This is a genomic window from Kaistella faecalis, assembly GCF_019195395.1.
Lineage (GTDB): Bacteria > Bacteroidota > Bacteroidia > Flavobacteriales > Weeksellaceae > Kaistella > Kaistella faecalis.
On sequence record NZ_CP078067.1, the window covers coordinates 2,343,618 to 2,369,307 of the forward strand.

At 38.6% G+C, this 25,690-nt stretch carries 28 protein-coding genes; 18 read left to right on the plus strand and 10 right to left on the minus strand.

Annotation, left to right across the window (positions count from 1 at the left end; all coding sequences use genetic code 11):
• The first annotated feature begins 2 nt into the window (after positions 1-2).
• Positions 3-548, plus strand: a complete 546-nt coding sequence (locus KTV93_RS11000; protein ID WP_218249018.1) for a cupin domain-containing protein — start codon at positions 3-5, stop codon at positions 546-548.
• 98 nt (positions 549-646) lie between these two features.
• On the plus strand, positions 647-1,840 hold the full coding sequence (gene kbl / locus KTV93_RS11005; protein WP_218249019.1) for a glycine C-acetyltransferase: 1,194 nt from the start codon (positions 647-649) through the stop codon (positions 1,838-1,840).
• Positions 1,841-1,889: 49 nt separating this feature from the next.
• On the opposite strand, the gene KTV93_RS11010 is transcribed toward kbl, so the two are convergent.
• From KTV93_RS11010 to KTV93_RS11030, 5 genes are all read right to left on the minus strand, one after another.
• Positions 1,890-3,197: a TSUP family transporter gene (locus KTV93_RS11010; protein ID WP_218249020.1), complete on the minus strand. Its 1,308-nt coding sequence runs from the start codon at positions 3,195-3,197 to the stop codon at positions 1,890-1,892.
• 30 nt (positions 3,198-3,227) lie between these two features.
• A complete protein-coding gene (locus KTV93_RS11015) occupies positions 3,228-4,469 on the minus strand; it encodes a sulfate adenylyltransferase subunit 1 (RefSeq protein ID WP_218249021.1) in 1,242 nt (413 codons plus the stop codon).
• Positions 4,470-4,523: 54 nt separating this feature from the next.
• Positions 4,524-5,432 (minus strand): sulfate adenylyltransferase subunit CysD, encoded by a 909-nt coding sequence (cysD, locus tag KTV93_RS11020; RefSeq protein ID WP_218249022.1) that lies wholly within the window; start codon positions 5,430-5,432, stop codon positions 4,524-4,526.
• 43 nt (positions 5,433-5,475) lie between these two features.
• Positions 5,476-6,174 carry a phosphoadenylyl-sulfate reductase gene (locus KTV93_RS11025; RefSeq protein WP_218249023.1) on the minus strand — a complete coding sequence of 233 codons (699 nt, stop codon included), beginning with the start codon at positions 6,172-6,174 and terminating at the stop codon, positions 5,476-5,478.
• A gap of 81 nt (positions 6,175-6,255) precedes the next feature.
• Entirely contained in the window at positions 6,256-6,657 is a 402-nt protein-coding gene (locus tag KTV93_RS11030; RefSeq protein WP_218249024.1) for an RrF2 family transcriptional regulator, read from the minus strand.
• 86 nt (positions 6,658-6,743) lie between these two features.
• Between KTV93_RS11030 and KTV93_RS11035 the strand changes: the two genes are divergently transcribed.
• Positions 6,744-7,172, plus strand: coding sequence for a DUF4268 domain-containing protein (locus KTV93_RS11035; RefSeq protein WP_218249025.1), 429 nt, complete (start codon positions 6,744-6,746; stop codon positions 7,170-7,172).
• A 54-nt stretch (positions 7,173-7,226) separates the two neighbouring features.
• Here the strand turns inward: KTV93_RS11035 and gldG are convergent, their stop codons facing one another.
• The 3 genes from gldG to KTV93_RS11050 are packed head-to-tail and all read right to left on the minus strand — an operon-like array spanning position 7,227 to position 10,178.
• The gene (gldG, locus tag KTV93_RS11040) at positions 7,227-8,882 is read right to left on the minus strand and encodes a gliding motility-associated ABC transporter substrate-binding protein GldG (RefSeq protein ID WP_218249026.1); all 1,656 of its coding nucleotides are present in this window, start codon (positions 8,880-8,882) and stop codon (positions 7,227-7,229) included.
• Positions 8,883-8,904: 22 nt separating this feature from the next.
• Positions 8,905-9,633 carry an ABC transporter permease subunit gene (locus tag KTV93_RS11045; RefSeq protein WP_218249027.1) on the minus strand — a complete coding sequence of 243 codons (729 nt, stop codon included), beginning with the start codon at positions 9,631-9,633 and terminating at the stop codon, positions 8,905-8,907.
• Positions 9,633-10,178, minus strand: coding sequence for a CopD family protein (locus tag KTV93_RS11050; protein WP_218249028.1), 546 nt, complete (start codon positions 10,176-10,178; stop codon positions 9,633-9,635). The genes KTV93_RS11045 and KTV93_RS11050 overlap by 1 nt, the downstream gene beginning before the upstream one ends.
• A 154-nt stretch (positions 10,179-10,332) precedes the next feature.
• Here KTV93_RS11050 and KTV93_RS11055 point away from each other — a divergent pair, with 154 nt between their 5' ends.
• Positions 10,333-12,495: a M12 family metallo-peptidase gene (locus KTV93_RS11055; RefSeq protein ID WP_218249029.1), complete on the plus strand. Its 2,163-nt coding sequence runs from the start codon at positions 10,333-10,335 to the stop codon at positions 12,493-12,495.
• A gap of 65 nt (positions 12,496-12,560) precedes the next feature.
• Here the strand turns inward: KTV93_RS11055 and KTV93_RS11060 are convergent, their stop codons facing one another.
• On the minus strand, positions 12,561-13,388 hold the full coding sequence (locus KTV93_RS11060) for an SAM hydrolase/SAM-dependent halogenase family protein (protein ID WP_218249030.1): 828 nt from the start codon (positions 13,386-13,388) through the stop codon (positions 12,561-12,563).
• A gap of 130 nt (positions 13,389-13,518) precedes the next feature.
• On the opposite strand from KTV93_RS11060, the gene KTV93_RS11065 reads away from it, so the two are divergent.
• From KTV93_RS11065 to KTV93_RS11080, 4 genes are all read left to right on the plus strand, one after another.
• Positions 13,519-14,478 carry a PhoH family protein gene (locus tag KTV93_RS11065; protein WP_218249031.1) on the plus strand — a complete coding sequence of 320 codons (960 nt, stop codon included), beginning with the start codon at positions 13,519-13,521 and terminating at the stop codon, positions 14,476-14,478.
• Positions 14,479-14,623: 145 nt separating this feature from the next.
• A complete protein-coding gene (locus tag KTV93_RS11070; RefSeq protein WP_218249032.1) occupies positions 14,624-15,181 on the plus strand; it encodes a porin family protein in 558 nt (185 codons plus the stop codon).
• 113 nt (positions 15,182-15,294) lie between these two features.
• Positions 15,295-15,816 (plus strand): porin family protein, encoded by a 522-nt coding sequence (locus KTV93_RS11075; protein WP_218249033.1) that lies wholly within the window; start codon positions 15,295-15,297, stop codon positions 15,814-15,816.
• Between the two features lie 139 nt (positions 15,817-15,955).
• Complete coding sequence (locus KTV93_RS11080) at positions 15,956-16,447, plus strand: PorT family protein (RefSeq protein WP_218249034.1); 492 nt, start codon at positions 15,956-15,958, stop codon at positions 16,445-16,447.
• Between the two features lie 76 nt (positions 16,448-16,523).
• Here the strand turns inward: KTV93_RS11080 and ffh are convergent, their stop codons facing one another.
• Entirely contained in the window at positions 16,524-17,891 is a 1,368-nt protein-coding gene (ffh, locus tag KTV93_RS11085) for a signal recognition particle protein (RefSeq protein WP_218249035.1), read from the minus strand.
• Between the two features lie 103 nt (positions 17,892-17,994).
• On the opposite strand from ffh, the gene KTV93_RS11090 reads away from it, so the two are divergent.
• From KTV93_RS11090 to KTV93_RS11135, 10 genes are all read left to right on the plus strand, one after another.
• Positions 17,995-18,285 (plus strand): AtpZ/AtpI family protein, encoded by a 291-nt coding sequence (locus KTV93_RS11090; protein ID WP_218249036.1) that lies wholly within the window; start codon positions 17,995-17,997, stop codon positions 18,283-18,285.
• A 29-nt stretch (positions 18,286-18,314) separates the two neighbouring features.
• Positions 18,315-18,713, plus strand: a complete 399-nt coding sequence (locus KTV93_RS11095) for a hypothetical protein (protein ID WP_218249037.1) — start codon at positions 18,315-18,317, stop codon at positions 18,711-18,713.
• A gap of 64 nt (positions 18,714-18,777) precedes the next feature.
• Entirely contained in the window at positions 18,778-19,899 is a 1,122-nt protein-coding gene (atpB, locus tag KTV93_RS11100; protein ID WP_218249038.1) for a F0F1 ATP synthase subunit A, read from the plus strand.
• Positions 19,900-19,978: 79 nt separating this feature from the next.
• Positions 19,979-20,176, plus strand: coding sequence for an ATP synthase F0 subunit C (atpE, locus tag KTV93_RS11105; protein ID WP_027377418.1), 198 nt, complete (start codon positions 19,979-19,981; stop codon positions 20,174-20,176).
• 96 nt (positions 20,177-20,272) lie between these two features.
• Positions 20,273-20,770, plus strand: a complete 498-nt coding sequence (gene atpF / locus KTV93_RS11110; protein ID WP_218249039.1) for a F0F1 ATP synthase subunit B — start codon at positions 20,273-20,275, stop codon at positions 20,768-20,770.
• 1 nt (position 20,771) lies between these two features.
• The gene (gene atpH / locus KTV93_RS11115) at positions 20,772-21,311 is read left to right on the plus strand and encodes an ATP synthase F1 subunit delta (RefSeq protein ID WP_218249040.1); all 540 of its coding nucleotides are present in this window, start codon (positions 20,772-20,774) and stop codon (positions 21,309-21,311) included.
• Between the two features lie 18 nt (positions 21,312-21,329).
• Positions 21,330-22,907 (plus strand): F0F1 ATP synthase subunit alpha, encoded by a 1,578-nt coding sequence (atpA, locus tag KTV93_RS11120; protein ID WP_218249041.1) that lies wholly within the window; start codon positions 21,330-21,332, stop codon positions 22,905-22,907.
• An 85-nt stretch (positions 22,908-22,992) separates the two neighbouring features.
• Positions 22,993-23,850 carry an ATP synthase F1 subunit gamma gene (atpG, locus tag KTV93_RS11125; RefSeq protein ID WP_218249042.1) on the plus strand — a complete coding sequence of 286 codons (858 nt, stop codon included), beginning with the start codon at positions 22,993-22,995 and terminating at the stop codon, positions 23,848-23,850.
• A 139-nt stretch (positions 23,851-23,989) separates the two neighbouring features.
• A complete protein-coding gene (locus KTV93_RS11130) occupies positions 23,990-25,348 on the plus strand; it encodes a hemolysin family protein (RefSeq protein WP_218249043.1) in 1,359 nt (452 codons plus the stop codon).
• A 10-nt stretch (positions 25,349-25,358) separates the two neighbouring features.
• Entirely contained in the window at positions 25,359-25,673 is a 315-nt protein-coding gene (locus tag KTV93_RS11135; RefSeq protein ID WP_218249044.1) for an ATP-dependent Clp protease adaptor ClpS, read from the plus strand.
• Positions 25,674-25,690: the final 17 nt, after the last annotated feature.

Here is a 25,690-nt window from a genome sequence, read left to right on the forward strand (position 1 = left end):
AAATGAAACAGTCACGGAAACAATTTATCAACACGGCATCGTTGGGTTTTGCAGGCTTTTTTGTTCCTGCAGATTTTCTGTCATTTTGCGATGAAGCAGAGCCGGTGGTCGTTCATGAAGACGAAGGTGAAAAGTACTGGATTGGACCACGTAATTCTCCTTTAACTATAAAAATTGCCCACTCGCCGAATGGGAAAAAGTCCCTGTCTTTTTGCACCGAAGAAATTGCACCTGGTGAAGGGATTCCCATGCACAAGCATTTGAACGAAGATGAACTCATTTTTGTTCACACGGGTGAAGGAATTCTACACGTCGCAGATAAGGAGATTAGGGTTAAAAAGGGCAGCGTAGCTTTAATTCCCAAACATTGCTGGCATGGTGTAAAAAATACCGGAAGCGAAATATTCATTATGGTATTTGCTTACACACCGGCTGGATTCGAGGGGTATTTCAGAGAGTTTGGTTCGCCAGTTGGAAAACTATGGCAGCCAAAATCCCAGGCAGAATATGAAAAACTTAATAAAAAGTGGGGAATTGTGTACAAATAAGATAGCAACTCTTTTACAATTCATATTAAAACAGTCCTCAATTCATAGTTGATTGAGGGCTTTTTTTGTTAAATTAGCGTTTCTTAAAAAATTCAATTATGATTTCTAAAAACTATCTCGATAACTTACAGAGCGAACTACAAAATATTAAGAATGAAGGCCTTTTTAAGACCGAGAGAATCATCACTTCTCAACAGTCCGCCGAAATCGAAGCCAACGGAAAAAAGCTCCTGAATTTCTGCGCAAACAATTATTTAGGACTTTCAAATAATCCAGAAGTGATGAAAGCTTCGCAGAATATGATCGAAAGCCACGGTTACGGTATGTCATCCGTTCGTTTTATCTGCGGAACTCAGGATATCCATAAAGAATTTGAAGCGAAAATTTCCAAATTTTTAGGAATGGAAGATACGATTCTGTACGCAGCGTGTTTTGATGCGAACGGCGGAGTTTTCGAACCTTTATTTTCTGAAGAAGACGCAATTATTTCTGATGAACTGAACCACGCTTCAATTATTGACGGTGTCCGTTTGTGTAAGGCGGCCAGATACCGTTACAAAAACAATAATATGGAGGATTTAGAAGCACAGCTAAAGGCCGCTTCCGAAAAAAATCACCGTTTCAGAATCATTGTTACAGACGGCGTTTTTTCCATGGATGGAATTGTTGCTGACTTAAAGGGAGTTTGTGATCTTGCAGAAAAATATGACTGTCTGGTAATGGTTGACGATTCCCACGCTACCGGATTTATCGGAAAAACCGGCCGCGGAACGCACGAAGCGAACGACGTGATGGGTAGAGTTGATCTTATTACTTCAACTTTAGGAAAAGCTTTAGGCGGTGCTTTGGGTGGATTTACTTCCGGAAAGAAAGAAATCATTGATATGCTGAGACAGCGTTCAAGACCGTATTTATTTTCAAATTCACTGGCTCCTGGAATTGTGGGCGCGGCGATGAAAGTTCTGGATATGATTTCCGAAGATACTTCGCTGAGAGACAAAGTGATGGAAAATGCTGAATATTTTAGAAAAGAAATGAAAGCAAAAGGATTCGATATTCCTGACGGTGATGCAGCGATTGTTCCTGTGATGCTTTATGATGCTCCTTTAGCCCAGAAAATGGCAGAAAAACTGATGGATGAAGGGATTTACGTTATTGGATTCTTCTATCCTGTGGTTCCGAAAGGCAAAGCCAGAATCCGGGTTCAGCTTTCAGCGGCGCATACAAAAGAACATTTGGATAAAGCGATTGCCGCGTTTGAGAAAGTAGGAAAAGAGTTAGAAGTAATCTGATACAAAAGAGAATTTAAATAAAAACCTTCCGTTGGGAAGGTTTTTTTGTTTAAAAGAAAATTTTATAAAGATTTCTGGCACTCGAAACAATAAGCAGAAGTGCAACCAAAATCAGCGCAGTTTTACGTGGCATTTTTCCTGCTAATCTTGCAGCGATAGGCGCAGCCAGAACTCCTCCGATAATTAATCCCAAAATGATTTCGATATTTGAAACTCCCAAACTTGAAAAGAAAACAATCGCTGCAGAAAGCGTTACGAAGAATTCGGCCATGCTTACGGTTCCGATGACGTAATTGGTTTTTCGTCCTTTGGAAAGAAGGGTGGAAGTAACAATCGGTCCCCAGCCGCCACCGCCAAAAGCATCCATCATTCCGCCCAGAAAACCAAGTCTTCCGAGGTGTGTTTTCTGTTTGATTACGATCTTTTTAAAAGCCAGTCTTGTAATTCTGTAGCCCATCAGAAGCGTGTATGTTGCCATTAACCCTTTTGCAAGGTTTTCGTACTCATTGCCTAGATAAATAAGAAGCAGCGAGCCGCAAACTGCTCCAATAATGCCCGGAACCGCCAGGTAAAGCAACATTCTTTTATTAACATTTCCGTACTTATAATGCGAATATCCGCTCATGGCGCTGGAAAACATCTCTGCAGTGTGAATAGAACCGGAGATCGAAGGCAATTTAATTCCCATACCTAGCATTAGGGTGGAACTCGTTAACCCATAACCCATTCCCAGAGCACCATCTACCATTTGCGCAAAAAATCCGATCGCGAGCATCCAGTAAAACTCCTGGGGAATTTCGTATACAAAATCTTTTGCCTGGATAAAGGAAAAATATTTATCGAAAGCGATGCCGAGGAAAAAAGCAGCGAAAGCCAGGGATAAATAGATCACAAGCCTTCTGTATTTTTTCGCATCTTTCGAATATTGCCATTTCGATTTCTGCTCTTCCGCCGGAAGTTGATTTTTTTCTGAAATGAAACTTTCAAGCTGAAAATCGCTTAGTTCCGGTTTGTTTTCGATACTGATGAGGATGTTTTTCTTCTGAACAATATCGATAATTTCGGTATAAAAACCAATTCCGCAATCGGTAATTAGAGCGATGTGGGAACTGTAGAAATCGTCTTCGAAGAACCGCCTTTCGTGAAGCCTGATGCTGTCATGATTTTTTGCAAATTGTTTAATTTTCTCAGAAATATTTTCACATACCAGATTTATCTGGGTTTCCGGGAAACTATCAACAAGTAAATTCAGGTTTTTCAGTGCCTGGCTTCCACCGCCTACAATAAGTACTTTCAGGTTTTCCAGATTCAGGAAAACGCTGAGGGATGTATTATGTATTTTGCTTTCAATAGACATTAAAAGATGCGCTGTGTATAGCTTTTAAATCTAAAGAAGCATTACTGCACCTACGGTAGAATTGCTGGTTTCATCAACAAGAATTGCGCTTCCTGTGGCGCTGTTTTTTTCAAAGGAATCAAACACCAGTGGTGATGCGGTTTTCAGCCTCACTTTTACAATTTCGTTCAGTTTTACTGAATCTGTTGCAGGGATTCGCTGTAAAGTATTGACATCAATTTTGTATTCAATCTCTTTAATGATGGTTTTCAGAAGTCTGCTTTTATGCTGAATGAAATATTTATTTCCTTCGTTCAGTTCACGTTTGTCGAGCCAGCAAACCAAAGCTTCGAACTCATTTTCGACTTGTGGCTGATTTTCTGTTCTTACAAAGAAATCTCCACGGCTTACATCAATATCATCAGCTATATGTAATACGGCAGGTTGTAGCGCAAAAACTTCTTCTACTTCAGTACCGCCGGTTTCCACTTTAGAAATCGTAGTTTCTATATTTTCCGGAAGAATTGTGATTCTGTCTCCTTTTTTATAGGTTCCTGAAATAATTTGGCCGGCATAACCACGGTAATCATGAAGTTCATCGGTCTGCGGACGAATAACATACTGAACCTGAAATCTTGCATTTTCATAATCTACATCATTTCTAACTTCTACATTTTCTAAAAAGCTCAAAAGCGGCTCGCCTTCGAACCACGGCATTTTCTCAGATTTTTCGACAATATTATCCCCATTGAAAGCGGAGATTGGGAAAAACGCTACATTTTTTAGTCCGAGATTTTCTGCAACTTTGCGGTAATCTTCTTTAATTTTATTGTAAACTTCCTCCGAATAATCAACCAAATCCATTTTGTTTACGGCCACCACAACATGTTTCATTTTCAACAATGATGCGATGATCGAATGTCGCCTAGTTTGCTCAATCACACCTTGACGCGCATCAATCAAAATAATAATGAGCTGTGAATTTGATGCTCCAGTAATCATATTTCTAGTGTACTGAACGTGTCCCGGTGCATCGGCAATGATAAATTTGCGCTTTGGTGTAGAAAAATAGCGGTAAGCAACATCAATGGTGATTCCCTGTTCTCTTTCGGCGCGAAGACCGTCGGTAAGAATAGCCAGATCGATGCCGTCTGCATTTTTATTTTTCGACTGTTTTTCGAGGGCCTCAAGCTGGTCAACCAAAATGCTTTTGCTGTCGTAGAGCAGTCTGCCAATCAGTGTGCTTTTCCCGTCATCAACACTTCCGGCGGTAATAAATCTTAATATATCCATGTTCAGTTTAAGTAATAATTGAGGAGAAAGGGTGAAATTTTGTAGTGAATTAACTTAGAAGTAACCTCCTTTTTTGCGGTCTTCCATGGCGGCTTCGGTCACTTTATCATCAATTCTAGTTTCGCCGCGCTCAGAAATTCTGGAAGCTGTGATTTCGTTTACCACTTCATCCAGCGTGGCTGCGTGGCTTTCTACAGCGGCAGTACAAGTCATGTCGCCTACGGTTCGGTAGCGTACTTTTTTATTGATGATGGTATCATTTTCATCAATCTGAATGAAATCTGAAACTGCAATTAACTGTCCTTCATATTCAATAACATCGCGTTGGTGCGCGAAATAAATCGAAGGAAGCTGAATTTTTTCTTTTTTAATGTAATTCCAGACATCCAGCTCAGTCCAGTTAGAAATCGGGAATACCCGCACATTCTCACCTTTGTGAATTCTTCCGTTGTAGATGTTCCAAAGTTCCGGCCGCTGAAGCTTTGGTTCCCACTGACCGAATTCGTCACGTACAGAAAAAAATCTTTCTTTGGCTCTCGCTTTTTCTTCGTCACGGCGCGCACCGCCAATACAGGCATCGAATTTAAATTCTTCAATCGTATCCAGAAGGGTATGGGTTTGAAGCCAGTTTCGGGAAGCAAATTTGCCTTTCGGTTCGGTAAGTTTTTTCTCGCGAATCGTATCTTCAACTTTTCTTACGATTAATTCAGCGCCAATTTCTTCAGCCAGCTGGTCACGGTAATTCAATGCTTCAATGAAATTATGACCCGTATCAATATGAACAAGCGGAAAGGGAATTTTCATCGGCGCAAATGCCTTTTTTGCAAGATGGACAAGCGTAATGGAATCTTTGCCGCCGCTGAAAAGCAGGGCAGGTTTTTCGAACTGTGCCGCCACTTCGCGCATGATGAAAATACTTTCGGCTTCTAACTGTTTAAGATAGTCTAATTTATATTTGCTCATATTGATAACTATGCGTTTTGAGATTTTTTAAATTTGATGAAGATCAAAGGGTATGTGAATGCAGACCGCACTCTTTCTGGGATTCTTCCCAAAACCAACGGCCGGCTCTCGGGTTTTCACCTTCTGCTATGGCTCTGGTACACGGTTTACAGCCAACGCTGATAAATCCTTTTTTATGAAGAGGCAAATCCTGAACATTATGCTGTTCGATATAATCTAAAACATCCTGATAGGTCCAGTGAATCAACGGGTTGAATTTGAAAAGTTTCCGGTCGTCATCCCATTCGATCATTTTCATGTTTTCGCGGTTTTCCGACTGCTCGCTGCGTAAACCGGTAATCCAGATCTTAGCGCCTTCCAAAGCGCGGTTGAGAGGTTTTACTTTTCTAATGTAACAACATTCTTTGCGGTTTTCTACAGAATGGAAAAAAGCATTTATTCCTTTTTCGTTCACATATTTTTCAACATCTTCAGAATCGGGAAAATAAACCTGGGTTTTTGTTCCGTATCTGGCATTGTTTTGTGAAAGCAGTTCGTAATGCTCATAAAAAAGTCTCCCCGTATCCAAAGTGAAAACTTCAATATTCATTTTGTTTTTAAAGATCATGTCGGTAATTACCTGATCTTCCTGACCTAAAGAAGTGGAAAATACGGCGCCAGAAGTAAATTTTTCTGAAATAAATTGTAAACCCTCTTCGGCTGTTAAATTTTCAATTAATAGAAGATCTTCTTGTAAAAGCATATAGTAAGGATTGTTGCCGGCAAATTTACTTTTTAATTATTAACCTACAAAATTGGTAGACTATTAAGCCAAAAAAAGTTCTTATAATTGACTAAGCTTTCTTTTCTCCAAAACTGCGAGTGTAGCATCGCGAACCTCAATTAAAACGTCGTGTAAAGCGCAGTGATTTTCATTACAGTTAAGACAGTTTTCATAGAAATTAAGGCTTACACAGGGTAGCATGGCAATAGGTCCGTTGAGCAAACGAATAACACGTGCAAGGGAAATATCCTCGGGATTTACGTTCAGAAAATAGCCGCCGCCTTTTCCTTTTTTACTGTCGAGGATTTCAGCTTTTTTTAATTCCAGAAGAATGTTTTCGAGAAATTTGAGCGGTATTTTTTTCTTTTCCGCAATTTCTGAAATCAGAATCGGACCTTCGTTCTGTTTTTCAACAAGATACGAAAGCGCTTTTAAAGCATATTGCGATTTTTTCGATAACATATCACAAAAGTAATAAAAACCGGAGAGATAAAAATTCGAGGTGAAACTTCAAAAATTGTTTAAGTTCGCATAAATTTAGTTTCAATATGTTCAGCAAACAGGAAGCGCAGCAGCTTAAAAAAGATTTTTGGATCGCTTTCGGGAAAAGTTTTCCCAGGAAATGGCTTTTGTATGATACCAAAATTAAAGATTTTTCTCTGAAATTTTACGCGGATAATAGAAAAGCTGAAGTTTCAATAGATATTGAAATGAAAGATGAACTGTTTCGCAATGCGTATTACGAAAAGATTTGGTCTTTGGAAGAAATGCTGAAAGAAGAAGTTGGTGAAATTCAAAAAGATGAATTTTTTACGCTGGAAAACGGAAAAGTAATTTCCAGGATTTGGGTAACAAAAGACAATGTTTCTGTTTTCAATAAAAATACCTGGCAGGAAATCTTCCAGTTTTTTGTCGAAAAAATGGATGGTTTTGAAAGGTTTTATTATGAATACGAAGATTTCATTAAAGATGTTTAAAAACAAAAGCGGTTTCAGAATCCTGAAACCGCTTTTTATTTTTTAGTAATGTTCTTAGCCAAATTTCTTTTTTCTGAACCAGAAGAAAATTCCGCCCAAAACTCCGGTAATTGCCAAAGGAAGCAATAAATTAAGCCACTGCCAGTTACTTTTTTCTTCGTCGATTCGCTGTCTGTCCAGAAGTCGTGCTTCAATATTGCGGTTTCTCAGTTCCATTAAATTTGAATCATCCAACAGAAAATCAAGCGCATTTCTGAGAAACTGTTCGTTTCCGTAGGTCTGTTTCGTAAGAAGATCTTCTCCCAATGGCAGCGCATTTCCTTTGTACACTTGGTTTCTGCCGACATCTCCGTCTGCAATTACAATCATTTTATTATCGCTGCTTTGTGCTTTGAAACCCGGATATCCATTTTTTTCGCTTCTGGAAGCATAAGCTGACGTGAATTTTCCTTCTAAACTAACCGCGAAAATTTTTGGTGTTGTGGGCTTGTCAAATTCGCTTAAAGAATCAGTTCTTACTATTTCACCTAAAGCCACATAGTTAGGAACTTGTTTAACGTTTGTCCTTTCACTGGATTCAAAAAGTACGCGGGTTTTAATGTTTTTTCTTCCTAAAGTATCGATTGATGTTGGGAATTCAAGCTTTACAGGATTGATGTTTTTGGTGATTGGATTTTTAGTTTCTGCAATACCGAGTGGAAAGTAAGGCCACAGAAAACTGCTGAACTGTGGATTTCCGGCAACTTCACCGGAGACAATTCTGATGAGTGCAGATTTCTTCATATCCTTCACCAATCCAGGATTAATCCGGAGTCCGTAGTTAAAAAAGAAATCGGTAAGATTGGTCTCCATTGGGTAGGCCATGATTTTTTTCGACTGAAAAAGGGTGTCCATTTCCGCATTTACCGCATCAATCATCCACAGGGTTTTTCCGCCGTTCATGATGTATTGGTCGAGAATAACTTTTTCGTTTTCGGTGAAAGCTTTTCTTGGTTTTGCGATGACCAGCGCGTCCATTTGTTTCAGTTTCGGAACGTCCGCCAGTGAAAGTTCAGTTTGGTTTTCCGGAATTATAGGACCGGCATTATAACTTTCAAGCGCCATATCGATAAAACCCTGGAATTGGCTTGGACCAAGTTCGTCTTGATTGATCAGAATTCCGATATTTTTCTTTTCTTCTTCGGTGATTGCTTTAATATTGGAAGCGAAATTATACTCGAGGTTTTCAATCGATCTGCTGAGCTGTTCCGAGGCGTCGATTCCGCTTTGGTTGATGATGAGCGGGATTGAACTACCATAGGAATTATATTTGAGCGCGGCGAAAGGAAACATGACGATTTCTGAAATTTTTCCGTCTTTCATATCCGGAAGAATAGATGGCTGCATTCCCATAGCGGCCAAAGTGTCTTTCGACATTTTGGTTTTGATTGGGTCAATGAATTTATAGTCGATTTTAGGATTTATTTTCCTGAATTCCTCGAGCATAAATTTCGTTTCATTCTGCAGCTGACGAAAACTTGCCGGGAAATCGCCTTCAAGATATACATCTACCGTTAAAGGTTTTTTAACGGATTCCAGAATTTTTACCGTCGATTCAGACAAGGTGTAGCGTTTTTCCTGAGTGAGATCGAATCTTTTGGAAAAAACTCCGAAAATTCCAAGAATCAGAACTGCCCCGATGATGATATATGAAATATATTTTTTATTCATTTTAAATAATTCTAAAGTGTTTTTACTTTTTCTTCTCAACGAAAATTTTAGCTAAAAACAGACAGAGCACGGTAACCAACAGGAAATAAAAAATATCACGGGTGTCTATGAGACCGCGGGTAAAAGCAAGAAAATGCTGATAAAAACCGATGTTGGATAAAATATAATCAGCGCCTCCCAATAATTTGTAACTGGCCAACTGCTCGACTCCGAAATAAAAGATAAAACACATGAATACACCTAACAAATAAGCCATAATCTGGTTTTGCGAAAGTGATGATGCTAAAATTCCTACCGCTGAAAATGCTGCAGTTAAAATCATTAAACCAAAATAACTCCCGAAAGTAGCGCCTAAATCGATGTTTCCTGCCGGAACGCCCAAAGTATAAACAGTGTAAAGGTAGGTAAGCGAGGGGAGGAGGCATAAAACTCCAACGAACCAAACTGCCAGGAATTTCCCTAAGATGATTTCAGAAATTTTCACAGGCTGAGAAAAAAGCCAGTTCAGAGTTCCCGATTGCTGTTCCTCTGCAAGAGTTTTCATTGATATAGCGGGAATAATAAACATCAATAACCACGGTACCAAAACAAAATAACTTTGTAATGAGGCTGTTCCGATGTCGAAAATATTAGAATCGTTTTCGAAGAAAAACAGAAAGAGCGTTCCTATTAAACTGAAAGCACCGATGATGAGCCAGGCACTCCAGTTGCCGAAATAACTCCAAAGTTCCTTTTTAAATATTGCTGTCATTATTTCCTTGCTTTGTTTACGAGTTTTACGGTAAGCATAATTGCAAATACCAAAACGATAAATCCGGTGATTAATTGCCACCAATTGTCCAGTACCCAGGATTTTAGAATCACGGTGAAAACTACAAGAAACAGAATAAATGTCGCAATTTCATTGGCTTGCCGCAGTTTGATGTTTTTAATTGGTAAAACTTCTCCGTGTAGATTTTTCATCTGCAATACTTTTTTCCAGCACCAGAAATGATAAGCTGCAAGGCCAAGTAAGAATGTTAATTTTAAATGAAACCAGGGTGCTTTCAATAAACCGGAATTCAGATAAATTAATATAAGACCAGTCAACAGCATAATTACTCCCGCCGGAAGGGTAATGATATTCCATAACCGCCGGGCCATGAAAACGTACTGTTCACGGAGAATCTGTTTTTTTGCGGCCTCAAACTCATCGGTGTCTTTGTAGTAAACAAAGAGCCGAACCAGATAGAAAATTCCTGCAAAATAACTGACCATAAAAACAATATGGAAGGCTTTGAGAATGGTATAAAGCATCAGAAAAATTTAGGTGCAAAGATAGCAGATAAAAGTGATTGTAGAAAGACCCAAGATCTTAACAGTAAATTTTTGTGTTAAAATTATCATTTAGGAAGAGTATATCATTAATTTTTAGTTTTTTTGCATACTACAATTATTTATCCTACTAATTATGAAAAGAATTTTCCAATTGTGTTTCAGTTTGGCATTTTTCTCTTTTGGTTTTTCACAGAATTTAAAACCTATCGCTGAGAAAGTTAAAAATTCACAATCTGCAAACAAAACGTTTGTTAAATACAATCTCTTCACCGAAAATCAGTCTGTACAGAAGCAAAATATGTACAAAGCTGCTGCGGAAGGGATTACAGTGATGGAACTCAATAAAAATGAGATCCAAAGAATTAATACTGAAAGACCCGAAGCAATGGAAATGACTTTTCCGTTCGAAGGTAAAAACATCACAGTAGAACTGGTGAAGAACACTTTCTTCACGCATGATTTTAAGATCAATACAGATAAAGGTTATGCCAATTATACTCCCGGTGTTTATTATCACGGGATTGTAAAGGGTGATAACGAATCTCTTGTTGCCTTAAGTTTTTTCAACAACGATGTGGTTGGAGTAACTTCTGTCAAGAATATTGGAAATATAGTTATTGGCAAGGCTAAAAACAGCGATGATTTTGTATCCTACAACGATCAGAAACTGAAAGGCCAAAATCCGTTCTCATGTTCTGCAGATGAACTGCTAGAAAATCAGAAAATGTCTGGTCCGTCTTATAACCCTAAAACAATGACGGATAAGAAAACCGATAACTGCGTAAGAATTTATTACGAAGTTGGTTTTGGTCCTTACACATTGAACGGTTCAAACGTAACCACTACTACAAACTGGGCAACTGCCATGCATAATAACGTTTCTACACTTTATGCCAACGACGGAATTACGGTTGCGCTAAGCGAAATCTTTATCTGGACTGCTGGTGCGGATCCGTATACCGGCACGCCTTCAGAGATTTTAAATAAATTCCGAACAGGACGGCCAACTTTCAATGGAGATATCGCACAGCTTTTAAGGAATCCTGCGACAACAAGTATTGCCTGGGTTAATGCGTTGTGTACCAGCTATAGATATTCTTATTCGGGTGTGAACCTTAGTTTCCAGAATGTGCCAACATATTCATGGAATATTGAGGCAATGACTCACGAGATTGGTCATAATTTAGGCTCTCCACACACCCATGCATGTAAATGGAATGGTAATGATACCGCGATTGACGGATGCGGGCCGGCTTCAGGAAATAATGAAGGTTGCGATGGGCCTCTTCCAACAGGTACAGGCGGTACAATCATGAGTTATTGTCATTTGGTTCCTTCTGTAGGAATTAATTTTGCAAACGGTTTCGGTGTTCAGCCGGGAGCGCTTATCAGAAACACGGTTAACTCCAAAGGATGTTTGGGAACAAACTGTGTAACTTCTTGTGATCTTACTGTAACCGGGCTTACCATCTCTAACCTTACCACCAACTCTGTAACTGCAACGATTGTTGATAATACGGGCACCAGCTGGAAATACAAACTGGCTAAAATGGACGGAACTGTTATTCAGTCAGGAACTACCAACACTAAAGTATTGAATTTTACAAATCTTGATCCGGGCATTTATTATACCATAGCCGTAGGAACTGATTGTTCTGGACCGCAGGCTTACGCTTTCGAACAGCTTATTCTTACTGATGCCAACTGGTGTTCGGGGGTTCTGTTTACCGATCCGGGCGGGGCATCTGCAAATTATGGTGATAATCAAATTATTACAAAAACCTTTTATCCGACAAATTCTACCGATAAGCTTAAAATGACTTTCACTGAATTTGAAACTGAAGCTGGATTCGATTTTATGAATGTTTATAACGGACCAAGCACGGGTTCTCCGAGATTCGCGGGAGCAACGCAGATCAGTGGAAACACAATTCCTGGACCTTTCCAGTCTACGCATGCTACGGGAGCAATTACCGTAAGGTTTATTTCAGATGCTGGTGTGGCAGCTTCTGGCTGGCTTGCGACTTTCGAATGTGTTACTCTCGCCACTGGAGAAGTTTCTGCTTCTTCTGCCGTAAATATTGCGCAATCTTCGACAAAGGGAATCTTCAGTATTACCGCAAAAGATAAGATTCAGTCTTACAAAGTATTTGATGCTTCAGGTAAACTGGTTAAGACTTCTGCGAAGCTTAATGCAAATGACGAGAATGTTGATCTTACGGCTAATCCAAGAGGTTCTTACGTAATCAGTGTTACGACTTCGAAAGAAACTGTGACTAAAAAAGTGATTAGATAACTGCATAATCAAAACAACAGAAATAGCCGGCTTCTAAAGCCGGCTATTTTTTTATAATCAAAAAATTAATAAAATTCGATGTAGATGCTTTCGCCTACTTTCATCCCGAAAAGGGTACGGGCACCGTTATCTTTATTTCCTTTATAAATGGTGAGTTCCAAAAGGTCAGCATCATTGAAAATGGCAGCGGATTTACCATGGAATTCATGCTCCATATCCCAGTCCTGAATAAAATCGGTGTACTGGTTATGAATTTTTGTAAGTACAAGGTTTCGGAATTTCAAAATAAAACCATCAAATCCTACACTGTATTTCTCGAACGACTTTTTACTGATGTTGGAAACCATATTCCCGAAATTATCGATGTACATAATTTCGCCGATGATCATTTTTTCGTTTTCGTTAAAGACAGGCCGCGGAAAAGAAAGTTGCTTGGGTGACTTAAATTTTCTGCCGATGACTTCCGGTAAACCGCCTTTCTGTAAATGTACCGCAACAGGTGCGAAAATATCGGTAGATGTAAAGCGTACTTCATCATCAAACCTGTTGTTGAAAGTAATTTCGTAAACTGCTTCGGGTTTAATGTCATAGAAAATGAGACTTAAAACACCATTGTCTGCAGCGATAAAATAATGTCCGTCCGCTTTATAAAGGATGCATTTTCGTTCTTTGGTATAAAAACTGTCTACTGAAATAATGTGCACGGTGCCTTCAGGAAAAAAAGGATAGGCATTTCTTACAACATAAGCGGTCTGCAAAAGGTTATACGCCTGTATTTCGTGGGAAATATCGATGATTCTGGCATTTTCATTTAAGCTCAGGATTTTACCTTTCACAGCGGGAACTCTGTGATCAACCAATCCGTAATCTGAGGTGAAAGTTATAACAGGCATCTGTAATTGTAGAGAATGGCAAATTTAGGGGAAAAAATAATATTCTGCGCCCAATGTGAATAATAAAAAACTTTATCTTTAAATAATATTTGATATTTTTAGATCAATTAATTAATAACAAACCTATTATATGTTTGAACTGAATTACGAAATCAGCGGAATAGACGCCAAAACTTTTTACGGGGTCAATAATCAATATTTTAATTTACTGAAATCAACTTTTCCTACGCTTAAAATCACAGGTCGGGATCATTTCGTTTTTGCGATAGGGAATAATGAGACGCTTGATGTGCTGAAGAAGAAACTGGATGATATTGTAAGTTTCATTTCCCGTCACAATTCGATTACGCTTAAAGATCTTGAAAATATTCTAAATATTAAAGATGAAAGTGAAAAACAGCTGGTCTTTGATCAGGATATCATTGTGAAAGGGGTTAACGGTAAAATCATCAAAGCGAAAACCACCAACCTGAAGAAACTGGTAAAGGAATCTGAAAAAAAGGATATGGTTTTTGCTATCGGGCCTGCAGGAACCGGTAAAACGTATACAAGCGTAGCTTTGGCGGCAAGAGCTTTGCGTGACAAGGAAGTGAAAAGAATTATCTTGACAAGACCTGCGGTGGAAGCGGGCGAAAGTCTGGGATTTCTTCCCGGCGACTTAAAGGAAAAGCTAGATCCGTATCTACAACCGCTTTATGATGCACTTCGCGATATGATTCCGCACGAAAAACTCGAAGGGTTCATCGAAAAGAAAGTCATTGAAGTCGCACCGTTGGCTTTCATGCGTGGACGTACGCTGGATGAAGCTTTTGTAATTCTGGATGAGGCTCAGAATACCACGCATTCGCAGATGAAAATGTTTCTCACCAGAATGGGGATGAATGCAAAATTCATCATCACAGGCGATCCGAGTCAGGTAGATTTACCAATGCGGCAGAAATCGGGTCTTAAAGAAGCAATGCGGATTCTGAAAGAAGTGGAAGAGATTGGTTTTGTGCATCTTACAGATGAAGATGTGGTGCGGCATCCGGTTGTAAGGAAAATCATCAATGCTTACGGTAACGAAGAGAAAAGACAAAGAGAAGAGTAGTTACTAACATTTCCACATTAAGCTTACTGAATTTTAAATTAGTTGAATGACAGCTAATTAGTTAAGTTTTTAATAAATAATGTTAATAAGTTGTTAATTAAAAAATTAATTCTATATTTGTTTCACTAATTTAAAAATTTTGATCATGAAAAAATTATTTTTTGCCGCTGCTTTGGCATTTTTTACAGTAGGAAATGCGCAGACATTTGGTTTAAAAGCAGGAATTAATGTATCTAGCTTGTCGGGTGCCGATGGTACCAAGTCGAAAATCGGACCTTACGGTGGGATTTTTATGAATGCTCCTCTTGCTGAAAGTTTCAGTATTCAGCCCGAATTGCTCTATAACAGTAAAGGTGCGAAAGATGACGGTAGTGGTGATGTATCCATAAATATGGATTATATTTCTGTACCTGTAATGTTTCAGTACAATGCGACACCACAGTTTTATTTAGAAGCCGGACCGGAATTCAGTTTTTTAATCAGTTCCAAAGCTAAAGGTGGTGGTGAAACTTTAGATCTTAAGGATGAAATGAACAGTTTTGACTTAGGAGTTGGATTAGGAGCAGGTTATTATTTCATTCCTAATTTCGGATTAACTGTAAGATATGTGGCCGGTTTCACAGATGTAATAAAGGATAATTCTGATGATGCTGTAAAGAACAACGTTTTCCAAATAGGTTTAGTTTATAAATTCGGAAATTAGAAGACTTTAAAATAAATATGATATCCCGCATCGCTGCGGGATTTTTTATGACAAATATCATGTTAACAAATGTTAAGAAGATATTTATATTTGGAGCCTAAATATATTAAAACATGAAAAAAGTACTAGTCGCTGGTGCTGTTGCCCTTGTTACTATGGTAAATGCACAGACAAAATTCGGAGCCAACGCCGGAATGTTAGTTGGATCTGCAAAAGCAGAAGCACCTGGGATGAGCGAAACAAATTCTTCCACGGGTTTTTATGCAGGCTTCTTTGCTGAAATCAACGCAGGTAATAAGATTAAAATTCAACCTACTGTGAACTACGCTAATATTGAAGACGAAAGTGCATTGCAAATCCCTGTTATGGTAAAATATTACGTTGATCCGAAATTCAATTTACAGTTCGGTCCACAGTTTTTATTTGATTTGTCAGATATACCCGCTGAGTTGGATCAATATTATAACAAAACCAATTTTGCTGTCGCATTTGGTGGCGCCTATGAGTTTACGGATAAATTCTTCGCAGAGGCAAGATATTCAGTTCAGTTGAATAATCACCTTAAAAATGCCCCGTCAGGTTACTCAGTAAAAGCCAACTATCTTAATATTGGTATTGGATATAAATTCAACTAATTTGCAAAAAGATATTATAAATTTCCCGGTTCGTGAGACCCGGGATTTTTTATTGTGTTCCGGGGCATGAATGGAAAAGTTTCCTTTTCATTTTCTGGTCGGGAATTAAAATGATATTTTTGGGAAAAATTAAAAATTTATGAAAAGAGTAGTACTGGCTTTTGCCATTATGATGTTTGGGCTGATGAATGCTCAGGTAAAATTTGGAATCAATGGCGGGTTTTCCTCGGCTGTAGTTTCTGATGATTTCGATGAACTTACTGCAGGTTATTATGCAGGTGTATTTACCGAATTCGGAATTCCAGGCTTTGCAAAGATGCAGCCCGCTCTTAATTATGTGAAATTTAAAGATGATTCTTATCTGCAGATTCCGGTGATTATGAAATTTTATTTCCTGCCGAGAGTAAATGTGCAGCTGGGACCTCAGTTTGCGTTCCGTCTGGATGATGTTCCGGATACAATTAATAAAACCAATTTTGGCGCTGCTGTAGGTTTGGGAGCGGATTTATTTTCCGGTTTGCTGATCGAAGCGCGGTATGCATTTCAGTTGAATAATGCTTTTAAAAGCCCTGCAACAGGAGAGAAACTTCATTTCAATCTCTTCAATGTAGGTTTAGGTTTACGGCTTTAGTCGGTTTTTCATAAAAATAAAAATCCCGGATTATCGAATCCGGGATTTTTGTCTTTATATTTATTTAAGACAGCTGTTATTTACCAAAAAGGTTTCCGCCCATTCCAGGCATTTTCGGCATTCCTTTGCTCATCATTTCCATCATCTGTTTTCCCTGTGGCCCCTGCATCATCTTCATCATTTTGCCCATCTGCTCAAACTGTTTCATCAGTGCATTCACATCTTCAATCTTTCTTCCGGCGCCTCTGGCGATTCTGTTTTTCCTTTGGGTATTGATAATTGAAGGTCTTCTCCTTTCCTCCGGAGTCATTGAATGGATAATCGCTTCGATATGTTTAAAGGCATCATCCTGAATATCAACATCTTTTATGGCTTTTCCGACGCCCGGAATCATTCCCATCAAGTCCTTCATATTTCCCATTTTCTTGATCTGGTTGATCTGTTTGAGGAAATCATCAAATCCGAATTCGTTTTTGGCGATTTTTTTATGAAGTTTTTTAGCTTCTTCTTCGTCAAACTGCTCCTGAGCTCTTTCAACAAGGGAAACAACGTCTCCCATTCCCAGAATTCTGTCTGCCATTCTTTCCGGATAGAAAACATCGAGCGCTTCCATTTTTTCACCGGTAGAAATAAATTTAATGGGTTTTTCAACAACCGAGCGAATTGTCAAGGCAGCTCCACCACGCGTATCACCATCTAATTTTGTAAGAACTACTCCGTCGAAATTCAAAGCTTCGTTGAAGGTTTTTGCAGTATTCACCGCATCCTGTCCGGTCATGGAATCTACCACAAACAGTGTTTCGTCGGGCTTAATGAAATAATGAACCGATTTAATTTCGTTCATCATCTGCTCATCAATAGCGAGACGACCCGCCGTATCTACAATAACAACATCATGGTTATTTTCTTTGGCGAATTTCACTGCATTTTCAGCGATAGAAGAAGGGTTTACAGCGCCATCTTCGGTATAAACCGGAATTCCGGTCTGTTGTCCCAGAATTTTCAGCTGCTCAATTGCTGCAGGTCTATAAACGTCACAGGCAACCAATAAAGGCTTTTTATTTTTCTTTAGTTTTAAATAATTGGCAAGTTTGCCCGAAAATGTGGTTTTACCGGAACCCTGAAGACCCGCGATCAAGATAACGCTTGGTTTCCCGGAAAGATTAATTCCTTCCTGGGTTCCGCCCATTAATTCAACCAATTCGTCATGAACGATTTTCGTCATCAGCTGACCGGGAGTTAAGCTGGTAAGAACATTTTGTCCTAAGGCTTTATCCTGAACTCTTTTGGTTAAATCTTTTGCAACTTTATAGTTAACATCGGCATCAACCAACGCACGGCGGATTTCCTTAACCGTTTCTGCTACGTTGATTTCGGTGATTTTTCCGCGCCCGGAGATATTATGAAGCGCTTTATCTAACTTATCCTGTAAACTGTTGAACATCGTTTTTTTTATTTAAGAGCTGCAAAAATACAGAAATTAGATGATATTTAAAATTCAAAATTTTTCTATTGCGCTATAATCGCTAGATTTGCAAAAAACTAAAATGTCTGACGAAAATCCAACAGAACAGGAATTCAGCCGTGAAGATGAAAAGAAATTTCAGAAAAACGGACTTAGACAGTACGGTGTTTATTCGGCGATTGTTTTTCAGATGCTTGCTACCATGGGACTAGCTTTTTGGGGCGGAAAAAAAATCAATGATTATTTCGCGTTTGAAAGCAATCTTCTGACTGTTGCAATTGGTTTACTGGGAATGGCTCTGGCGTTTTATAACCTTCTTCAGCAGCTTAAAAAAGTGCAGGCTGACGACAAATCTTCGGAAAAAAACAATTAGTAATTTACTTCTCCTTCATATATTTAAAAATGAAAATTAAGAATACAAGTTTATATATCATTCTGTTCTTTGTAATGTTTTTCCTGCATTTCGGGATTTGGCTTTTGATGGAAATCGGTTTCGAAACCACTTTTATCAGATATTACCTTTTTCTCACCGTGCTTTTTACAATGGTAATTACCATTCTTTCACTCATCAAGAAAATATATCCAACTTATATTGGTTTCGCGTTCATGGGGTTGGTGATGTTTAAACTCATGATTATGTTTCTGGTGATGAAAAAACTTAATCTGAGTGAAGTTCCCAACTATAAACTTCACTTTATTGTTCCTTATCTGGTTTCACTGGTTTTAGAAACACTGTACGCTGTTAAATTGATACAGACCGGAGAGGTTGCAGAAACCCCGAAAGATGAAAAAAATCAGTAAAAATTGATTTTCATATTATGATTATTTGTTCTATTTTTGCAAAACTTTAAAATAAGATATCTCAATGCTGAAAAGAGTAGTACTTCTAATAGGTTTTTTATCAACATTTGCCACATCGTTCGCACAACACGAAACTGCAGTTGCTACGGCTCCTGCACACGGAACTGAAGCTGCAGCGCCTGTTTCTGAAGATGAAAAAATTAAAACAGAAAACAAAAACTTTATCGATCATCACTTGCTTGATGGACACAGCTTCGATATCATGGTGGCGAAAAATGACGACGGTACTGAAACGCACATCGGTTTCCCTCTGCCAGTAATTTTTTATGACAGTGCAAACGGTTTCCATGCATTTATGAGTTCGGAATTTCACCACGGTGAAAAAGCGGTTGAAAGCAAAGGCGGTCATTACACACTCTTCCACGAAAAAATTTATAAAACTGACGCGAATGGTACCATCAACATGGATGAAAATCACCACGCGACAAATGAAAAAGTATTAGACCTTTCGATTACGAAAAGTGTCCTGATGATTATCATCACAGGATTGTTAATGCTTTGGATCTTCGGATCTATGGCGAGAAGCTACAAAAATTCATTGGTTCCTACTGGAGCCGGTAAAATTTTCGAACCTCTTGTTCTTTTTGTAAGAGACGAAATCGCAAAACCAAATATCGGCCCGAAATACAAGAAATACATGAGTTATTTACTTACTGTATTTTTCTTTATCCTTTTCCTTAATGTTTTCGGATTGATGCCTTTCGGGATTAATGTTACAGGGAATTTAGCAATTACTTTTGCTTTAGCATTAATTACATTCTTTATCACTCAGTTTACAGCAAACAAAAATTACTGGCAGCATATTTTCTGGATGCCGGGATTGCCTTGGCCGATGAAAATTGTAATGATGCCGATTGAGATTGTTGGTTTGTTCATTAAGCCTTTCTCATTATTAATACGTCTTTTTGCAAACATGTCTGCGGGACACATCATCATTATGAGTTTGATCGCATTGATTTATTATTTCCAAAACGTGATTGCAGGTGTAGCTTTCCCTTTCCTTACTTTCGTTTTATATTTGCTGGAAGTTTTGGTAGCGTTCTTACAGGCATATATCTTCACGATGCTTTCTGCAGTATACTTTGGTATGGCAAACGAAGAGCATCACCACGAGGAAGCTCATTAATACAAGGCGAAAAAATTAAATAGAAGAAGTTCAGCGTAGAACTTTATTAAATAGAACTAATTTTTTAAAATTATATATTATGCAAGAAATGCCAAAAATCATTGGTGCAGGTTTAGTAGTAATCGGAACAGGTATCGGTATCGGTAAAATCGGTGCAGCTGCTCTAGAAGGTATGGCTAGACAACCAGAACAAGCTGGTAAACTTCAAACTGCGATGTTGATCGCTGCAGCTCTTGTAGAAGGGGTTGCGTTTGCTGCATTATTTGCTGTAAACTAAGAAGTTGCAAAACTCTATCACTTGCCGGGAACGGTTGGTTACGGCAAGTGATTTTTTAAAAAATTAAAATAACTACACAATTTTAGTATAACTCATATGGGATTATTAGAAAATTTTTCATCAGGTTTATTCATCATCCAGTCGGTGATCTTCATCATCCTTCTTTTGGTTCTGAGAAAATTCGCATGGAAGCCGATTATGGATGCCGTGAACGAAAGAGAAGTTACCATTGTTGACTCTCTTAACCAGGCAAAACTTGCAAAACAGGAAGTTCAGAATTTGAAAGCAGAAAACGAATTAATCATCCGTGAAGCGAAAGTAGAGCGTGATAATATTTTGAAAGAAGCAAGAGAAATCAAAGACAGAATTGTTGGTGAAGCGAAAGACATCGCAAAAGCTGAAGGTGATAAGATGATCGAACAGGCAAGACAGTCTATCCAGGCGGAAAAATCTGCAGCAATGTCTGAAATCAAAAACCAAATCGGTGTATTGTCTGTAACAATTGCAGAATCGATCTTGAAACAGAAATTGGATAACGACGGCGCACAAAACGCTTTGGTTGAAAATATTCTTAACAAATCTAACTTGAACTAAAATGCTTACAAGTAAAGTAGCAAAAAGATACGCACAGGGTCTGCTTAATTTCACTCAGGAGTCGGGAAGTACCGATGCTGTTTTCGGTGAAATGGGCGACATTGTGAAAACCATTGAGAAATCAAGAGAGCTTCAGAATTTTTTCGGTTCTCCGATTATTGATGTAAAGAAAAAGGTAAGCATCGCGCTGGAAATTTTTAAGGATTTCTCGCCGGTTACCAAAAGCTTACTTCAGCTCATCATCAAACACGGCCGTGAAAACCAGATGCAGAACATTGCGCAGGAATTCATCAACAAAGTGGAGGATATGAAAGGCGTTCAGCGAATTACTTTAACCTCTGCTGCAGAGCTGTCTGCTGAAAATATCAGCAGCATCCTGAAATCATCCAATCTTGTAAATCATGATAAGCAGTTTGACGTGAAGTCCGTTATCAGTCCTGACATTCTTGGAGGATATATCTTACGTGTTGGTGACCAACAGGTAGATGAATCGGTAAAATCAAAACTGAGCAAGCTTAAAAAAGAATTTCAATTAAATTAAGACAAAAACAACCATAAAATGGCAGAAATAAATCCGGCAGAAGTATCTGCAATCCTTAAACAGCAGTTGGCCAACTTCGATACACAGTCGAACGTGGAAGAAGTAGGAACTGTATTGACCATCGGTGATGGTATCGCTTTGGTATACGGTTTAGAAAATGTTCAGTACGGTGAATTGGTAAAATTCGAAAGCGGTATTGAAGGAATTGTTTTGAACCTTGCGGAAGATAACGTAGGTGTTGCACTTCTTGGTGAATCTAAACTGGTAAAAGAAGGAGATACAGTAAACAGAACCAAAAGAATTTCGTCAATTAAAGTTGGTGAAGGGATGTTGGGTAGAGTAGTTGATACTCTTGGTAACCCTATCGACGGTAAAGGACCAATTACTGGAGACCTTTTTGAAATGCCATTGGAAAGAAAAGCTCCGGGAGTAATCTTCCGTCAGCCTGTAACTGAGCCGCTTCAAACCGGTATTGTTGCAATTGATTCCATGATTCCTGTAGGAAGAGGACAGAGAGAGTTAATCATTGGTGACCGTCAGACTGGTAAAACAGTGGTTGCAATCGATACTATTCTTAACCAGAGAGAATTTTATGATGCAGGACAGCCTGTATTCTGTATATATGTTGCGATAGGACAGAAAGCTTCTACCGTTGCACAGATTGTTAAAACATTAGAAGATAAAGGAGCAATGGCTTATACTGTTGTAGTAACAGCTAACGCATCCGACCCAACTCCAATGCAGGTTTACGCGCCAATGGCGGGAGCTTCAATCGGAGAGTATTTCCGTGACACTGGTAGACCAGCTTTGATTATCTATGATGATTTATCAAAACAGGCTGTTGCTTACCGTGAACTTTCTCTTCTTTTGAGAAGACCACCGGGCCGTGAAGCTTATCCAGGTGATGTATTCTACCTTCACTCCAGACTTTTGGAAAGATCTGCAAAAGTAATCGCTGATGATACTATTGCATCTCAGATGAACGATTTACCGGATTCTTTAAGACCAATCGTTAAAGGTGGCGGGTCATTAACTGCACTTCCGATTATTGAAACTCAGGCGGGTGACGTTTCTGCATATATCCCAACCAACGTAATTTCAATTACTGACGGACAGATCTTCCTTGAATCAGATTTATTTAACTCTGGTGTTCGTCCGGCAATTAACGTAGGTATTTCTGTATCTCGTGTTGGAGGAAACGCTCAGATCAAATCAATGAAAAAAGTTTCAGGTACGCTGAAATTAGATCAGGCTCAGTATAAAGAATTGGAAGCGTTTGCTAAATTCGGTTCCGACCTTGACGCTACAACTCTTGGAGTTATTTCTAAAGGGGAAAGAAACGTGGAAATCCTTAAGCAGCCGGTAAATTCACCACTTCCTGTAGATTCTCAGGTGGCCATGATTTATGCTGGTACTGAAAACTTATTAAGAAGCATCCCAATCAGAAAAGTAAAAGAATTCCAGAAAGAATATGTAGAATTCCTTAGATCAAAACACCCTGATACTATGGCAGCCATCAAAGCAGGAAAAATTGATGACAGCATTACAGGAGTTTTGAAGCAGGCGGCTACAGAACTGGCTTCTAAATATAATTAATATTTGTTGATGGTTTTGGTTGGTAATTGAGAGAATTTCTCTAAAGCTACCAACCAACAACCGACAACCGACAACTATACAACAAATGGCAAACTTAAAGGAAATACGCGGAAGAATTACTTCAATCTCTTCTACAATGCAAATCACCAGTGCGATGAAAATGGTTTCGGCAGCGAAACTGAAAAAAGCTACTGATGCTATTGTGATGCTGAGACCTTATTCAGAAAAACTGCAGGAAATTATCGCAAATGTAAGTTCTACAACTGATTTGGAAGGTATTTCAACGTTTACTGCAGAAAGAGAGGTTAAAAAAGTTCTTTATATTGTCGTAACCTCTAATAAAGGTCTTGCAGGAGCGTTTAACTCTTCGGTAATTAAAGAGTTGAATACGACTATCGGTAACACCCAGCATGAAGTAGAGATTCTTTCGGTAGGTAAAAAAGTATACGATTCGGTAAGAAGAACCCGAACTGTGTACGACAACCAAAGTGCGATCTTTGATGGAATGAGCTTTCAGGTAGTTTCCAATTTCATGGAAAATGTAATGAGAGATTATAAGGAAGGAAAGTTCGATCAGGTTTTCGTGATTTATAACAAATTCATTAATGCGGCTACGCAGGAGGTTCAGACAGAGCAGGTTTTACCAATCGCAATGACTGAAAAAGAAGGGACAGTAAATACAGATTATCTTTTCGAACCGAACGCTGCAGAAATTCTGAATGTTTTAATTCCTAAATCAATCAAAACTCAGGTTTATAAAGCAATTCTTGATTCAATTGCCTCTGAGCACGGCGCAAGAATGACAGCAATGCACAAAGCAACCGACAACGCTGAAGCTTTGAGAAATGAATTGAAAATTTTCTATAACAAAGCCCGTCAGGCTGCAATTACCAACGAAATTCTGGAAATTGTGTCCGGTGCGGAAGCATTGAAAAACACTTAAAATATTTTCGTAAAAAATTAAAAAAAGCATCAGAACATTTCTGATGCTTTTTTATTTAAAAGACATTTTGGAACCGTTTACGGGATTTTTAATAATTTAATTTTATATATCTTTGCATCAAATATTTTTAAAAATTTAAATGGACTCAGACGTCGTCAAGCTTTTATTAGCTTTATTCTTAGTATTGCTCAATGGTTTTTTCGTAGCCGCAGAATTCTCTATCGTTAAAGTTCGTTATTCCCAAATCCAGCTCAAGGCCGCAGAAGGAAATTCCATGGCGAAACAGGCTGAGCACATCATTAAACATCTCGATGAGTATCTTTCCGCTACACAGCTCGGGATTACATTAGCTTCCCTTGGTTTAGGTTTTGTGGGCGAAAGTGCGTTGCATCATATTATCGAAAATCTTTTCCATTATTTTGGTTTGGCAGTGGCCGACAGCACAGTAACTACTGTTTCTCTGGTGACCAGTTTCCTAATCATTACTATTATGCATATCGTTTTTGGTGAATTAATTCCAAAATCGATCGCGATCAGAAAAGCAGAACCTACAACAATGGTTATTGCTATGCCACTGCGGGTTTTCTATACGGTTTTCAAACCTTTTATTTGGTCGATGAACCAAATGTCGAACGGCGTTTTAAGATTAATGAAGATTCATCCGGCATCAGAACACGAAATCCACTCTACCGAGGAACTTCAGCTTTTAGTGAAGCAGTCTGCAGATTCAGGGGAAATCGAAGAAGAAAACTACGAGATTATTAAAAATGCCTTCGACTTTACAGATCATTCCGCGAAGCAGATTATGGTTCCGCGACAGAATATCGCCTCGATTGATATCGAAGATCCTATTGAAGAAATTATTGGTAAGATTATGGATGGCGGTTATTCCAGGATTCCCGTTTTCACCGGATCTATTGATAATATTGTCGGAATTTTTTATGCAAAAGAAATCATCCGCGAGTACATCAAAAGGAAAGGCGATATTGACCATGACGTTTTAAAAGAACTCATGCGTGAACCGTTTTTTGTGGTTGGAAGTAAGAAAATTTCAGATCTTTTGAAAGTTTTCCAGCAGAAAAAACAGCATTTGGCAGTTGTAATTGATGAATTTGGCGGAACAGAGGGAATCATTACTTTAGAAGATATTTTAGAGGAATTGGTAGGCGAAATTCAGGATGAAGAAGATGATGAAGACAAAATCGTTGAGAAAGTAGGCGAAAATGTTTACTGGGTTCAGGCTACCCAGCCTCTGGATGAAATTAATGAGCATTTGCCGAAACTCTTCCCACTTTCAGAAGATGGCGAATATAATACGCTGGCGGGGTTTATTCTTCACGAACTGGAAGAAATTCCAGAAGAAAATCAGGAATTTACCATTAACAGCTATCACGTGAAAATCCTTAAAATGCAGAATAAAAGTGTGGATCTTGTAGAACTTGTTTTCGAGGAACCCAATATTCTGAATGATTTGGCCGACGAACTTGGTGAAATTTAAGCAAAGAAAAATGAGCAGATTTTATATAAATAATTCAGTTCACGATTACGAAAAGCCGCAGCGGGAGTACGACGAAGAAGTCGCGCTGCTGGAAAAAGAAGATGAAGTGTACAAACTCGTGCTCTGGAATGATGATGTAAACACCTTCGATGATGTTATTGAAGCACTGATCGAAATCTGCGGACACACACTGGAACAGGCCGAACAGTGTACAATACTGGTTCATTACAAAGGAAAATGTACGGTGAAAACCGGCAGCTTAGAGGTTCTGAAACCCATGCATGAAAAATTAATCGCCAGAAGTTTAACTTCAGAAATAGTATAAACAAAGTTTCGGTCAAT

What these genes read in the sequence shown, in the direction of transcription:
- KTV93_RS11075 (WP_218249033.1), top strand. Translation starts at nt 15,295, where the DNA reads ATGAAAAAAGTACTAGTCGCTGGTGCTGTTGCCCTTGTTACTATGGTA.
- KTV93_RS11095 (WP_218249037.1), top strand. Translation starts at nt 18,315, where the DNA reads ATGAAAATTAAGAATACAAGTTTATATATCATTCTGTTCTTTGTAATG.
- KTV93_RS11015 (WP_218249021.1), bottom strand. Translation starts at nt 4,469, where the DNA reads ATGGATATATTAAGATTTATTACCGCCGGAAGTGTTGATGACGGGAAA.
- atpG (WP_218249042.1), top strand. Translation starts at nt 22,993, where the DNA reads ATGGCAAACTTAAAGGAAATACGCGGAAGAATTACTTCAATCTCTTCT.
- KTV93_RS11045 (WP_218249027.1), bottom strand. Translation starts at nt 9,633, where the DNA reads ATGACAGCAATATTTAAAAAGGAACTTTGGAGTTATTTCGGCAACTGG.
- KTV93_RS11065 (WP_218249031.1), top strand. Translation starts at nt 13,519, where the DNA reads ATGTTTGAACTGAATTACGAAATCAGCGGAATAGACGCCAAAACTTTT.
- cysD (WP_218249022.1), bottom strand. Translation starts at nt 5,432, where the DNA reads ATGAGCAAATATAAATTAGACTATCTTAAACAGTTAGAAGCCGAAAGT.
- ffh (WP_218249035.1), bottom strand. Translation starts at nt 17,891, where the DNA reads ATGTTCAACAGTTTACAGGATAAGTTAGATAAAGCGCTTCATAATATC.
- KTV93_RS11135 (WP_218249044.1), top strand. Translation starts at nt 25,359, where the DNA reads ATGAGCAGATTTTATATAAATAATTCAGTTCACGATTACGAAAAGCCG.
- KTV93_RS11130 (WP_218249043.1), top strand. Translation starts at nt 23,990, where the DNA reads ATGGACTCAGACGTCGTCAAGCTTTTATTAGCTTTATTCTTAGTATTG.
- KTV93_RS11055 (WP_218249029.1), top strand. Translation starts at nt 10,333, where the DNA reads ATGAAAAGAATTTTCCAATTGTGTTTCAGTTTGGCATTTTTCTCTTTT.
- KTV93_RS11060 (WP_218249030.1), bottom strand. Translation starts at nt 13,388, where the DNA reads ATGCCTGTTATAACTTTCACCTCAGATTACGGATTGGTTGATCACAGA.
- atpF (WP_218249039.1), top strand. Translation starts at nt 20,273, where the DNA reads ATGGGATTATTAGAAAATTTTTCATCAGGTTTATTCATCATCCAGTCG.
- KTV93_RS11030 (WP_218249024.1), bottom strand. Translation starts at nt 6,657, where the DNA reads ATGTTATCGAAAAAATCGCAATATGCTTTAAAAGCGCTTTCGTATCTT.
- KTV93_RS11035 (WP_218249025.1), top strand. Translation starts at nt 6,744, where the DNA reads ATGTTCAGCAAACAGGAAGCGCAGCAGCTTAAAAAAGATTTTTGGATC.
- KTV93_RS11000 (WP_218249018.1), top strand. Translation starts at nt 3, where the DNA reads ATGAAACAGTCACGGAAACAATTTATCAACACGGCATCGTTGGGTTTT.
- atpE (WP_027377418.1), top strand. Translation starts at nt 19,979, where the DNA reads ATGCAAGAAATGCCAAAAATCATTGGTGCAGGTTTAGTAGTAATCGGA.
- atpA (WP_218249041.1), top strand. Translation starts at nt 21,330, where the DNA reads ATGGCAGAAATAAATCCGGCAGAAGTATCTGCAATCCTTAAACAGCAG.
- KTV93_RS11070 (WP_218249032.1), top strand. Translation starts at nt 14,624, where the DNA reads ATGAAAAAATTATTTTTTGCCGCTGCTTTGGCATTTTTTACAGTAGGA.
- KTV93_RS11090 (WP_218249036.1), top strand. Translation starts at nt 17,995, where the DNA reads ATGTCTGACGAAAATCCAACAGAACAGGAATTCAGCCGTGAAGATGAA.
- KTV93_RS11050 (WP_218249028.1), bottom strand. Translation starts at nt 10,178, where the DNA reads ATGCTTTATACCATTCTCAAAGCCTTCCATATTGTTTTTATGGTCAGT.
- atpH (WP_218249040.1), top strand. Translation starts at nt 20,772, where the DNA reads ATGCTTACAAGTAAAGTAGCAAAAAGATACGCACAGGGTCTGCTTAAT.
- KTV93_RS11080 (WP_218249034.1), top strand. Translation starts at nt 15,956, where the DNA reads ATGAAAAGAGTAGTACTGGCTTTTGCCATTATGATGTTTGGGCTGATG.
- gldG (WP_218249026.1), bottom strand. Translation starts at nt 8,882, where the DNA reads ATGAATAAAAAATATATTTCATATATCATCATCGGGGCAGTTCTGATT.
- atpB (WP_218249038.1), top strand. Translation starts at nt 18,778, where the DNA reads ATGCTGAAAAGAGTAGTACTTCTAATAGGTTTTTTATCAACATTTGCC.
- kbl (WP_218249019.1), top strand. Translation starts at nt 647, where the DNA reads ATGATTTCTAAAAACTATCTCGATAACTTACAGAGCGAACTACAAAAT.
- KTV93_RS11010 (WP_218249020.1), bottom strand. Translation starts at nt 3,197, where the DNA reads ATGTCTATTGAAAGCAAAATACATAATACATCCCTCAGCGTTTTCCTG.
- KTV93_RS11025 (WP_218249023.1), bottom strand. Translation starts at nt 6,174, where the DNA reads ATGCTTTTACAAGAAGATCTTCTATTAATTGAAAATTTAACAGCCGAA.